The sequence below is a fragment of the Streptomyces sp. WAC 06738 genome (genome assembly GCF_003945505.1).
In the GTDB taxonomy this organism is placed as follows: domain Bacteria; phylum Actinomycetota; class Actinomycetes; order Streptomycetales; family Streptomycetaceae; genus Streptomyces.
In genome coordinates this window covers 8,199,868-8,211,792 of the sequence record NZ_CP029618.1, presented here as the reverse complement: position 1 = coordinate 8,211,792, position 11,925 = coordinate 8,199,868, and the positions used below count along the sequence as shown (strand labels likewise).

Annotated in this window: 11 protein-coding genes; 8 read left to right on the top strand and 3 right to left on the bottom strand. The window is 72.7% G+C overall.

Going from position 1 to position 11,925, the window contains the following annotated elements:
- Positions 1-201: 201 nt before the first annotated feature.
- Positions 202-828 carry a TetR/AcrR family transcriptional regulator gene (locus DMB38_RS35540; RefSeq protein WP_125938643.1) on the bottom strand — a complete coding sequence of 209 codons (627 nt, stop codon included), beginning with the start codon at positions 826-828 and terminating at the stop codon, positions 202-204.
- Positions 829-888: 60 nt separating this feature from the next.
- Here DMB38_RS35540 and DMB38_RS35535 point away from each other — a divergent pair, with 60 nt between their 5' ends.
- Together DMB38_RS35535 and DMB38_RS35530 are read left to right on the top strand one after the other, a co-directional pair.
- Complete coding sequence (locus tag DMB38_RS35535) at positions 889-1,719, top strand: aldo/keto reductase (protein WP_125938642.1); 831 nt, start codon at positions 889-891, stop codon at positions 1,717-1,719.
- A 59-nt stretch (positions 1,720-1,778) separates the two neighbouring features.
- Positions 1,779-2,651 (top strand): NAD(P)-dependent oxidoreductase, encoded by an 873-nt coding sequence (locus tag DMB38_RS35530; protein WP_125938641.1) that lies wholly within the window; start codon positions 1,779-1,781, stop codon positions 2,649-2,651.
- Between the two features lie 155 nt (positions 2,652-2,806).
- On the opposite strand, the gene DMB38_RS35525 is transcribed toward DMB38_RS35530, so the two are convergent.
- The gene (locus DMB38_RS35525) at positions 2,807-3,865 is read right to left on the bottom strand and encodes a glycoside hydrolase family 5 protein (RefSeq protein WP_125938640.1); all 1,059 of its coding nucleotides are present in this window, start codon (positions 3,863-3,865) and stop codon (positions 2,807-2,809) included.
- Between the two features lie 195 nt (positions 3,866-4,060).
- Here DMB38_RS35525 and DMB38_RS35520 point away from each other — a divergent pair, with 195 nt between their 5' ends.
- The gene (locus DMB38_RS35520) at positions 4,061-5,440 is read left to right on the top strand and encodes an amidohydrolase (RefSeq protein WP_125938639.1); all 1,380 of its coding nucleotides are present in this window, start codon (positions 4,061-4,063) and stop codon (positions 5,438-5,440) included.
- 10 nt (positions 5,441-5,450) lie between these two features.
- Here DMB38_RS35520 and DMB38_RS35515 read toward each other — a convergent pair whose 3' ends face one another.
- Positions 5,451-6,317, bottom strand: a complete 867-nt coding sequence (locus tag DMB38_RS35515; RefSeq protein ID WP_240662645.1) for a glycoside hydrolase family 16 protein — start codon at positions 6,315-6,317, stop codon at positions 5,451-5,453.
- A 467-nt stretch (positions 6,318-6,784) separates the two neighbouring features.
- Between DMB38_RS35515 and DMB38_RS35510 the strand changes: the two genes are divergently transcribed.
- From DMB38_RS35510 to DMB38_RS35490, 5 genes are all read left to right on the top strand, one after another.
- Entirely contained in the window at positions 6,785-7,546 is a 762-nt protein-coding gene (locus DMB38_RS35510) for a DeoR/GlpR family DNA-binding transcription regulator (protein WP_173534911.1), read from the top strand.
- A gap of 140 nt (positions 7,547-7,686) precedes the next feature.
- The gene (locus DMB38_RS35505; RefSeq protein ID WP_125938638.1) at positions 7,687-9,054 is read left to right on the top strand and encodes a sugar ABC transporter substrate-binding protein; all 1,368 of its coding nucleotides are present in this window, start codon (positions 7,687-7,689) and stop codon (positions 9,052-9,054) included.
- A complete protein-coding gene (locus DMB38_RS35500; RefSeq protein ID WP_125938637.1) occupies positions 9,051-10,022 on the top strand; it encodes a sugar ABC transporter permease in 972 nt (323 codons plus the stop codon). Before DMB38_RS35505 ends, DMB38_RS35500 begins: the two co-directional genes overlap by 4 nt.
- The gene (locus tag DMB38_RS35495) at positions 10,019-10,915 is read left to right on the top strand and encodes a carbohydrate ABC transporter permease (RefSeq protein WP_125938636.1); all 897 of its coding nucleotides are present in this window, start codon (positions 10,019-10,021) and stop codon (positions 10,913-10,915) included. The genes DMB38_RS35500 and DMB38_RS35495 overlap by 4 nt, the downstream gene beginning before the upstream one ends.
- On the top strand, positions 10,912-11,901 hold the full coding sequence (locus DMB38_RS35490; RefSeq protein WP_125938635.1) for a zinc-dependent alcohol dehydrogenase family protein: 990 nt from the start codon (positions 10,912-10,914) through the stop codon (positions 11,899-11,901). Before DMB38_RS35495 ends, DMB38_RS35490 begins: the two co-directional genes overlap by 4 nt.
- Positions 11,902-11,925: the final 24 nt, after the last annotated feature.

Genomic DNA, 11,925 nt, shown 5'->3' with positions numbered 1-11,925 from the left:
ACGGATCCATTCGGTAAGCACCCCCCAGGTGCCGGTTGATCGGGAGGCCGACCACTTGCCTTCGCTGTCCGCCCGCGCGGAAGAGCACGCTACGGCCCGCCGTGCGATCGCGTCCAGTCCGCGGACACCCGGCCACCCCGCTGGGGACGTAAGGGAGTTCTTGCACCGAATAGGTCGGGTGCGGGACTGTCGCCCGGTTGATCACCGATCTTCGTCCGATCGCACGCGGTCGCCGCCGAGACCGTCGAGGAGCTGGCGTACGAGGGTGGCGGCGAGGTCCTCGGCGAGCGGGGCGTGGCCGAAGAGCAGCCGGTGGTAGACGGGCGCGAAAAGCTGGTCGAGGGCGGCCGCGACATCGGTGTCCGGCCGCAGTTCGCCGCGGGCCACGGCGTCGTGGAGCAGCCGGGCGCAGGCGGCGCGGCGCGGGCGCACCCATCGCTCGTCGAGCGCGGAACGGATACCCGGGTCGGCCTGCGCGGCGGCGGCGAGGTCGGCCACCAGGGGCCCGGCGGCGGTGTCGCGGAAGACCCGGACGAGCGCGCCGGCCTCGGCGGCGAGGGCGTCGGCGAGGCTCGCGCCGGCGGCCGGCCCGGCGGGCGGGTCCCCGGTGACGTGCGCCAGGCTGTCGAGCATCACGTGCCCGCGCGTGGGCCACCACTTGTAGACCGTCGACTTGCTGACCCGCGCCCTGGCGGCTATCGCCTCCATGGTGACCGCCTGCACCCCGCCGGCCACCAGCAGTTCCGTGGCGGCGGCGAGCACCGCGGCCCTGGCCCGCTCGCTGCGCGGCCGGCCCCGCGGCGCGCGCGGCCCGCCCGTTTCGCCCATGCCCGCCTCCGGCGTCCGCCTTATACTGAACGCACCGTACGATAAAGGGAAGGAGCACGTGTGACCAGCGTCCCGGTCCGCAGGCTCAACGACGGTACGAAGCTCCCCGCCCTCGGCCTCGGCACGTACCCGATGGACGACGCACAGGCCGAGCGGGCGGTCGCCACCGCCCTGGAGACCGGCTACCGGCTGGTCGACACCGCGCTCAACTACGGCAACGAGACGGGCACCGGGCGCGGCATCGCCCGCAGCGGCGTGCCCCGCCAGGACGTCGTGGTCACCACCAAGCTCCCCGGCCGCCACCACGGCTACGAGGAGACGCTCGCCTCCTTCGAGGAGTCCCGCAGGCGGCTGGGCGTGGGCTATGTCGACCTGTACCTGATCCACTGGCCGCTGCCGCGCGTGGACCTGTACACCGACTCCTGGCGCGCGATGATCAAGCTGCGCGAGGAGGACCTCGTACGCTCCATCGGCGTCTCCAACTTCACCGTCGCCCAACTCGACCGGCTGGAGCGGGAGACGGGCGTGCTGCCGGCGGTCAACCAGATCGAGCTGCACCCGCACTTCCCGCAGGAGGAGCTGCGCTCGTACCACGCCCGGAAGGGCATCGTCACCCAGAGCTGGAGCCCGCTGGGCCGCGGCACCGACGTGCTGCGCGACGCGTCGATCGCCCGGGTGGCCGAGGCGCACGGCGTGACGCCCGCCCAGGCGGTGCTGCGCTGGCATACGCAGCTCGACGCCGTGCCCATCCCGAAGTCCGCGGATCCGGTACGGCAGCGGGAGAACCTCGACGTCTTCGGCTTCGAGCTGTCGGCCGCCGAGATGGCCGCGGTCGCCGGGCGGCCGCAGCGGCGCGTGGGCGGCGACCCGGACGAACACGAGGAGTGGTGACCCGCCGTCCGTCCGGGACGGCGCCGCGCAGGCCGAGCAACGACAGAGGAGTCCGCAAGGTGAAAGCTGCAGTGCTGGGAACGGGCGTGATGGGCGCCGGCATGGCGCGCTCGCTGCTCCGCGGCGGCGTCGAGGTGACCGTCTGGAACCGCACGCCGGAGCGCGCACGGCCGCTCGCCGCCGACGGCGCGCGGGTCGCGCCGAGCGCGGCGGAGGCGGTGCGCGACGCCGACGCGGTACTGATCGCGCTCTACGACGCGGACGCCGTGCTCGCCGTCCTGGGGGACGCGCTGGCGGCGTCGCCCGAGGACACCGTGTGGGTGCAGACGGCCACCGTCGGCCCCGAGGGGACCCGTATGGCCGCCGAGCTGGCCGCGGGGGCGGGGCGCACGCTGGTGGAGGCCATGCTTCTGGGCACCAGGCAGCCCGCGGAGACCGGCCGGCTGACGCTGCTGACGGCGGGCGACCCGGCCGTCTTCGCCCGGATCGAGCCGCTGACGGCGGCCATCTCGGTGAAGACCGTGTGGGCCGGTCCCGAGGTCGGCGCGGGTACGGCGCTGAAGCTCGCGTGCAACGCCTGGATCGCCTCGATCACGGCGGCGGCGGCCCAGTCGCTCGCCCTGGCCGGTGCCCTCGGGCTGGACCCGAAGCTGTTCCTCACGGCCATCGAGGGCGCGCCCGCGGACTGCGGGTACGCGCACGCGAAGGGCGAGGGGATGCTCGCGGGCTCGTACGAGCCGCAGTTCGCGCTCGACGCCGCGCTGAAGGACGTCGACCTGATCGACGGCGCGGCCCGCGGCGCGGGGGTCGACACGACGCTGCTGGCGGCGCTGCGCGGGCTGTACGGGCAGGCGTCGGCGGCGGGGCACGGCCGCGAGGACCTGGCGGCGGTGTACACGAGCTTCGGCGGGCCGGGCGGCACGGGAAGCTGAGCGGCGCCCCGGGCCGGAGCGGGCCCGGGCGGCGGCGGTACGGGCCCGGCGTGGCCGCCGTACGGGGCCGGTCCCCGGGCGGCACGGCGCCGCTGCCCGTCCGGCGGCCGGGGGCCAGCCCCGTACCGCCGGGCGGGCGTGGCGGTGGCCGGTGCTCAGCCGCCGTAGACGGTGGCCTCCTTCGCGGTGGCCGCGATGCCGTCCTGGCCCTGGAAGAAGCGCCGCCCCCAGTCGGTCAGCGCGGCCGGGTCGAAGTTCCGCACCATGTCGAGGTATTCGACGCCGCCGCCGTTGCCGCTGTACGACCAGCCCAGATAGCCGAGGCCCAGTTCCCGGGTGAGGCGCATGATGGCGTCCTCGTCGGGATTGCCGTCGGAGTGGTCGTGCCCGAACTCGCCGACGGCGATGGGCAGTCCGGCCTCGGTGAACGACATCAGGTAGTCCTCGATCTCCGCGGCGGTGTCGTAGACGCCGTACATGTGGATCGAGAAGAGCGTGTCGCCCTGCGGGTCGGAGTCGGCGACGGCGCGCGCGTTGGCGCGCATGGTGTTCGTCCAGTCCTGGCCCCAGTTGGGGGCGTCGGCCATCAGAGTGTGCCGCAGTCCTGCGGCGCGCAGCTTGGCGATGGCGCCCCGGGTGTCGGCGGTCCAGCGCTCGTAGCCCTGGTTGCCGTGCGGCTCGTTGCCGAGGTTGACGATGACGTAGTCCTCCTCGCCGACGAGGGCGTCGCGGACGCTGATCCAGTAGTCGGCGGCGCGGTCGAGGGAGACGGCGGCGCCCTCCTCGCCGTAGCCGGTGGTGTCGTGGACCTCCAGCACGCAGATCAGGCGGTTCGCCTTGCACTGGGAGACAACGTTGTCGACGTCGGCGGTGTCGCTGCGCGGCCAGCGGTCGCCGGTGGCCAGGACCACGCGCACGCTGTTCGCGCCCAGTTGCTTGATCTCGCGCAGCGAGTCCAGCTCGCCGGTGTACCAGGCGTGCGGGTGGTTCACGCCGCGCAGCACGAAGTCGTTGCCGTTGCCCTCCAGCAGCCGTCCGCCCTCGGTGTGCAGCCCTGCGGCCGCGCCGGCGGGCTCGGCCTGCGCGCCGGGGCCGAACCCGGCGACGGCGGCGGCCAGGCCGAGCAGGGCGGCGAGCAGGGCGCGTCCGGTACGGGTCCCGCCGCGCCGGCGGCGTCCGCGAGCGGTGGGGGGTGTGGTTCTCGGTGCGCTCATGTGCGGCTCCTCGCAAGTCGGTTGACGCGGATTCTGGGAGCGCTCCCATACACCCACTCGGAGCAGCGGGCGTCAAGGCCCGCGGCAGCGGGCGCCGCCCGCGGCCGTCCGCGTACGGACGGAACGCGCCGCGCGCCGCCGGTCGCGGCCGGTAGCGTTCCCGAAGAGATCCCCGGGCCGATCGAGGAGCCGAGCATGGCGCAGCCGGAGCACACCGCCGACCCCGGGCCTGGCGCGGAGCCCGCCGGCCTCGTGATCGAGGGCTGCACCGCGCTGGTCCACGGACCCCTCGGCGAGGTGGACTTCGCCGAGGACGCGGGGATCGTGATCAGGGACGGCGCCATCGCGGCGGTGACGACGGCGGCCGAGGCCGCGCGGGTGCCGGCGGCCGAGCGCATCGACGCCCGCGGCCAGGTCGCCATGCCGGGGCTGGTCAACTGCCATACGCACGCGCCGATGGTCTTCCTGCGCGGGTTCGCCGAGGACGTGCCGGTCGAGGAGTGGTTCGACGACTGGATCTGGCCGGTGGAGAGCAACCTCACCGACCGGGACGTGGAGCTGGGCGCGCTGCTGGCCTGCGCCGAGATGATCCGCGGCGGCGTGACGACGTTCGCCGACCACTACTTCGCCATGGACCGGGTCGCCGACGCCGTCACGGCCACCGGGCTGCGCGCGGTGCTGGGCCTGGCGTACTTCTCCTCCCAGGGCGCCGAAGGCCGCGAGCGGTCGCTGGACTTCGCGCTGCGCCGCGCCGGCGGCGCGGACGGGCGGATCACCACGTGCCTGGCGCCGCACGCGCCGTACACCGTGACGGACGACGACCTGGCGGCCACCGCCCGGCTGGCGCGGGAGCACGGGCTGCTGGTCCATCTGCACGCCGCGGAGAACCGGGAGCAGACCGAGGCCAGCCTCGCCCGGCACGGCCGTACGCCGATCGAGGTGCTCCGGCGCTGCGGACTCCTCGACACCGACGTGCTGATCGCGCACGGCACGGGGCTCACGGACGCCGACATCGAGCTGCTGGGCCGGGCGCCGGCCGCCGGGGTGGCCACCGCGCCGCGCGGCTATCTGAAGTTCGGCTGGGACACCACGCCCGTGCGCGCGCTGCGGGCGGCCGGCGTGCCGGTGGGGCTGGCGACCGACGGGGCCGCGTCCAACAACACGCTCGACGTCTGGGAGAGCATGGCCCTCACCGCGCTGGTGCAGAAGTCCGCCGAGCGGGACGCCACCTGGGCGACCGCGCGCCAGGTGCTGCACCACGCGACGACCCAGAGCGCGCGGGTCGTCGGTCTCGGCGACCGGGTGGGTTCGCTGGCGCCCGGCCGCCGGGCCGACGTGATCCTGGTCGATCTGACGGGGCCCCACACGCAGCCCGTGCACGACCTCGCCGCCACCCTGGTGCACAGTGCCCGCGCCGCCGACGTGCGCACGACGATCGTCGACGGCCGGGTCCTCATGCGCGACCGGCGGTTGCTCACCGTCGACGTGCCGGAGGTCGCGGCCGAGCTCGCGCCGCGCCTCGCGGCGCTGACCGAACGCGGCCACGGCCGCCGGATCCAGAGCTACCGTACGTAGGCCCGCGGGGCTACCGCGCGGCGCCGGGCGTGGTGACGCGGACGTAGTCCACGACGAGCTGCTGCGGGAAGGACGTGCTGCCGTCCGGGTCCCCCGGCCAGTAGCCGCCGACCGCGAGGTTGAGTATGAGGAAGAACGGCTTGTCGAAGACCCACCGCTTGCCGCCGAGGTCGGCGGGTGTGCGCGTCTGGTAGACGGTGCCGTCGACGGACCAGGTGATCTCGTTCGGCGACCAGTCGACGGCGAAGGTGTGGAACCCGTCGGCGAACGCCTCGCCGCCCGGCAGTGAGTAGCCGGCCCCGATGCCGCCGGAGCCGGAGTAGTCGGGACCGTGGATCGTGCCGTGGACGGTGCCGGGCTCGAAGCCGACGTTCTCCATCACGTCGATCTCGCCGCTGGCCGGCCAGCCGACCTGGCCGATGTCGTCGCCGAGCATCCAGAACGCCGGCCACATGCCCTGCCCGCGCGGCAGCTTCATCCGCGCCTCGACGTGGCCGTACGTGGTGGTGAAGCGGCCGGAGGTGTTGAGCCGGGCGGAGGTGTACTCGCACCGGCCGTACCAGCACTGGTAGTCGCCGGGGTTCTCCTTGCGCGCGGTGATGACCAGGTTCCCCTGGCCGTCCAGCGCGGCGTTGGCGTTGCCCGCGGTGTAGAACTGCCGCTCGTGATTGTTGACGTTGTCGCCGGTCTCGGTCAGCCACTTGCCGCCGTCGACGGCGGAACCCGCGGGTCCGTCGAAGTCGTCTTCGAAGGTCACAGCCCGGGCGCCGTCCGGTGCGGCGCCGGCAGAGCCGGGTGTCCAGCTCAGCCCGGCGCAGACGGCCGCGAGCAGCAGGACGGCGGGCGTACGGCGACGCCGTTTGCTCCGTGATGTCATGAAGGTGCGCCTCGATCCTCTGGTGGGGGGTTGCCGACCGGGGGAACGCCGCGGGTGCCGGGCGTCCCGACTGGTCAGCCGGGTATCGAGCTTGGTCCAGACCTGTTTCGGTGCGAAAGTGAACTCCTTCGCGCGGGCGCCGTCAATGGATCCGGCGGATCCCGCCGCGTTCACCTCCCGAAGCGAACGGGGCCCGAACCCACGCCCGTTGCCCAACCGGGCAGCGAACGGGCACGCGTCCCGGCCGGGGCGGGCACGCCCGGCGCGCGCCGGAAGCGGCCGACTGCCGCCTCCCAGCGGCGATACGGCGGCGAAAGCGGGCACAGTCGGTCACGACGTGCGCTGCAGGAAGCCTGGCCGGTGGGTTCCGCCGCCGGTAGAAATGCCTTCGGAAGCCCGAACGGGCAGGGCTTCACCACTCCGAAACAACACCCCCCACAGCCAAACCGCGAAGGCAGGTGGTCGTCGTGGACGGAGAAGAACGCAGACGGGTCATCCTGGAGACCGCTCGGCGCACCGGGAAGGTGGACGTCGCCAAGCTCGCCGCCGACCTGGGTGTCTCCCGGGAGACCGTGCGGCGTGACCTGACGCTCCTGGAGGACCACGGGCTCGTCCGGCGCACGCACGGCGGCGCGTATCCGGTGGAGAGCGCGGGGTTCGAGACCACGCTCGCGTACCGCACGACCATGCACGTGCCGGAGAAGTCGCGCATCGCCGCCGCGGCGGCGGAGCTTCTCGGCGACGCCGAGACGGTCTTCATCGACGAGGGCTTCAACCCCCAGCTCATCGCCGAGGCGCTGCCGCGGCCCCGCCCGCTGACCATCGTCACGGCCTCGCTCGCCACCGCGAGCGCCCTGGCCGGGGACGACCGGGTCACGGTGTTACTGCTCGGCGGCCGGGTGCGCGGCAGCACGCTGGCCACCGTGGACCACTGGACGACCAGGATGCTCGCCGGCTTCGTCATCGACCTGGCGTACGTCGGCGCCAACGGCATCTCCCGCGCCTACGGGCTGACCACCCCGGACCCGGCGGTCAGCGAGGTCAAGGCGCAGGCCATGCGGGTGGCCCGGCGGAAGGTCTTCGCCGGGATCCACACCAAGTTCGGCGCGGTGAGCTTCTGCCGCTTCGCCGAGGTCTCGGAGTTCGACGTGATCATCACCGACACCGGGCTGCCCGCCGCGGAGGCCCACCGGTATTCGCTGCTCGGCCCGCAGGTCATCAGGACCTGACGGGACCGGCACCCGTTCCGCACGTCCGCTCACCACATCCCATACCCGTGTACGCCCCGCCTTCCCGGACGAGTACCAAGCCGGGTGGCCCGGCTCCGTACGCCCCGATTCCCGCCCCCGACCCTCTTTGGGAGCATGCGATGCTCACTCCGACCCGCAGCAAGCGCACCATCCGCACCCTCGTGCCCGTGGCCACCGCCGCGGCCCTGCTCGCCGCGTGCAGCGGCGCGGGGGGCGGCGGCAGCTCCGGGGGCGACGATTCCGTCAACGTCGTCATGGTCAACAACCCGCAGATGGTCGAGCTGCAGAAGCTGACGGCCAAGCACTTCACGAAGAAGACCGGCATCGAGGTGAACTTCACCGTGCTGCCGGAGAACGAGGTCCGTGACAAGATCAGCCAGGACTTCGCCAACCAGGCGGGCCAGTACGACGTGGCCACCATCAGCAACTTCGAGGTGCCCTTCTTCGCCGAGAACGGCTGGCTGCTGCCGCTGGACGAGTACGCCGCGGACGACGCGAAGTTCGACCAGGAGGACGTCCTCGCGCCGATGCGCGAGTCGCTGACGGCCGAGGACGGCAAGCTGTACGCCGAACCCTTCTACGGCGAGTCGTCGTTCCTCATGTACCGCAAGGACGTCTTCGCCGAGAACGGCCTGAAGATGCCCGACAAGCCCACCTGGCAGCAGGTCGCCGACCTCGCCGCCGAGGCGGACGGTGCCGAGCCCGGCATGAAGGGCATCTGCCTGCGCGGCCTGCCCGGCTGGGGCGAGGTCATCGCGCCGCTGACGACGGTGGTCAACACCATGGGCGGCACCTGGTTCGACGAGAACTGGGAGGCGCAGCTCACCTCGCCCGAGTTCACCAAGGCGGCGAAGTTCTACGTCGACCTCGTCCGCGAGCACGGCGAGGCCGGCGCGGCCCAGTCCGGGTACGCCGAGTGCCTGAACAACCTCACCCAGGGCAAGACCGCCATGTGGTACGACGCCACCGCGGCCACCGGCTCGCTGGAGGCCGAGGACTCCCCCGTCCGCGGCAAGATCGGCTATGCGCCGGCGCCCGTCGACAAGACCGAGTCCTCCGGCTGGCTCTACACCTGGGCGTGGGGCGTGCAGAAGGCGTCCGAACGGCCGGAGAGCGCCTGGAAGTTCATCTCCTGGGCGTCGAGCAAGGAGTACGAGGAGCTGGTCGGCAAGGAGCTGGGCTGGGCCAACGCGCCCGCGGGCAAGCGCGCGTCGACGTACTCCAACCCGGACTACCTGAAGGCCGCGGGATCCTTCGCCGACATCACCCGCGAGGCGATCGAGGGCGCCGACCCGCGCGACCCGGGCACCCAGCCGCGGCCCGCGCCCGGCATCCAGTTCGTCGGCATCCCGGAGTTCTCCGATCTGGGCACCAAGGTCTCCCAGGAGATCAGCTCGGCCATCGCGGGCAAGCAGTCCGTGGAGGACGCGCTGGAGAACTCCCAGGAACTGGCCGAGGAGGTCGGCGGGGAGTACCGGGACCGATGAGTACCCCGACCGCCGTACGCACCGAGCGCCCGGCGCCGCGCGCGGGCCGGCCGGCACCCCGCCGGCCGGGCCGCGGGGCCCGGGCCTGGGCCACCCGCGCGCCGCTGCTGCCGGCGCTGGTGTTCCTCATCGCCGTCACGCAACTGCCGTTCGTGGCGACACTGGTGATCTCCCTCTTCGACTGGAACTCGCTCCGCCCCGACGACCGCAGCTTCACCGGGCTCGACAACTACAGCCAGGTGGCGAGCGACGAGGGCCTGCGCGAGTCGGTGGTGACCACGGCGGTGCTGACCGCCGCGGTCGTGCTGGTCAGCGTGGTGCTCGGGCTGCTCATCGCGCTGCTGCTCGACCGGACGTTCCCCGGCCGCGGGGTGGTGCGCACGCTGCTCATCGCGCCGTTCCTGCTGGTGCCGGTCGCGGCCGCGCTGCTGTGGAAGCACGCGCTCTACAACCCCGAGTACGGCCTCTTCAACGGCGCCATCACCTGGGTCGCGGAGCTGTTCGGCGACGACACGCCACCGCAGCCGGACTGGGTGTCGGACATGCCGCTGATCGCCGTCGAGGCCGCGCTGATCTGGCAGTGGACGCCGTTCATGATGCTGATCCTGCTGGCCGGGCTGCAGAGCCGGCCGACGGAGATGGTCGAGGCCGCCAGGCTCGACGGCGCCACCAGCTTCCAGATCTTCCGCTACCTCACGCTGCCGCATCTGCGCCGCTATCTCGAACTGGGCGTGCTGCTGGGCTCGGTGTACATCGTGCAGAACTTCGACGCGGTGTTCACCATCACCTCGGGCGGGCTGGGCACCGCCAACCTGCCGTACACGATCTACCAGACCTTCTACCAGGCGCACGAGTACGGGCTGGCCTCGGCCGCCGGCGTGCTCGTCGTCATCGGCTCCATCGTCATCGCGACCTTCGCGCTGCGCGTCGTGTCGTCCCTGTTCCGGGAGGAGGTGTCCCGCGCATGACCACGACCGTAGCGACGGCGGAGAAGCCGGCCCGCACCGGCCGCGCCGCACTGCCGCCCGCCCTGCGCAAGGCGCGGCGCCGCAGCGCCGGGCTCGGGCTGCTGGCCTGGCTCGTCGGCATCGCGTTCTTCCTGCCGGTGGCGTGGATGGTGCTCACCTCGCTGCACGCGGAGACCGACGCCGCCGCCAACCCGCCGGCGGTCGCCGCGTCGCTCACGCTCGACGGCTACCGCACGTTCTTCGGCTCCGGCGGCGGCCCCAGCCCGTGGCCGGCGCTGATCAACTCGCTGATGGCGAGCGTCTTCTCGACCGTGCTGGTGCTCGCGCTGGCGCTGCCGGCCGCGTACGCGCTCTCCATCCGGCGCGTGAAGCGCTGGACCGACGTGCTGTTCTTCTTCCTCTCCACCAAGATGCTGCCGGTGGTCGCCGGGCTGCTCCCGATCTACCTGTTCGCCAAGAACACCGGGATGCTCGACAACATCTGGCTGCTCGTCCTGCTGTACACGTCGATGAACCTGCCGATCGCGGTGTGGATGCTGCAGTCGTTCCTCGCGGACATCCCCGTCTCGATCGTGGAGGCCGCGCAGATCGACGGGGCGAAGCTCACCACCGTGCTCACCCGGGTGATCGCCCCGGTCGCCGGGCCCGGCATCGCCGCCACCTCGCTCATCTGCTTCATCTTCAGCTGGAACGAGATGCTGTTCGCGCGGGTGCTCACGGGGGTGACGGCGGAGACCGCCCCCGTCTTCCTCACCCGCTTCATCACCAGTCAGGGGCTCTTCCTCGCCCAGGTCTGCGCCGCCTCCGTCGTCATCTCCCTCCCGGTGCTCGCCGCCGGGTTCGCCGCCCAGGACAAGCTGGTCCAGGGCCTGTCCCTAGGAGCCGTCAAATGAGGGCCGCCGTCATCGAAGCCCCCGGCACGGTCACCGTGACCGACGTCCCCGACCCCTCCCCCGGCCCGCGCGAGGTCGTGGTGGACGTGGCGGCGTGCGGGCTGTGCGGAACCGATCTGCACATCCTGCAGGGCGAGTTCGCGCCCACGCTGCCGGTGGTGCCGGGGCACGAGTTCGCGGGCGAGGTCGTCGGCATCGGCCGCGACGTCACCGAGGTCGCGGTCGGCGACCGGGTCGCCGTCGACCCGTCGCTGTACTGCCACGAGTGCCGCAAGTGCCGTACGGGCCACGGCAACCTGTGCGAGCGGTGGGGGGCCATCGGCGTCACCGTCGCCGGCGGGGCGGCGGAGTACGCGGTCGCGCCGGTCGCCAACTGCGTCCGGCTGCCCGACCACGTACGCACCCAGGACGCGGCGCTGATCGAGCCCCTGTCGTGCGCGGTCCGCGGCTACGACGTGCTCAACAGCAAGCTCGCCGCCCATGTGCTGATCTACGGCACGGGCACGATGGGCCTGATGATGCTGGAGCTGGCCAAGCGGACCGGCGCCGCGGCGGTCGACGTGGTCGACCTCAACCCCGAACGGCTCGCCACCGCGCAGAAGGTGGGATGCAGCCGGGCGGCGGCCACGCCGGAGGAGTTCGGGCAGCCGGAGGGGTGGGACGTCGTCATCGACGCCACCGGCAACGCGGCGGCGATCCAGGACGGCCTGGGCCGGGTCGGGAAGGCCGGCACGTTCCTGCAGTTCGGGGTGGCGGACTACGCGACGAAGGCGACCATCGAGCCGTACCGCATCTACAACCAGGAGATCACCATCACCGGTTCGATGGCCGTGCTGCACAGCTACGAGCGCGCGGCGGAGCTCTTCGCCGCGGACGTGCTCGACCCCGAGCTGCTCATCAGCGACCGGCTGCCGCTGGAGCAGTACCCGGCCGCCCTGGAGCAGTTCGCGTCGGGGAAGGGCCGGAAGATCGTGGTGGTGCCGTAACCGCGGGGACGGGTGTGGGCGCCG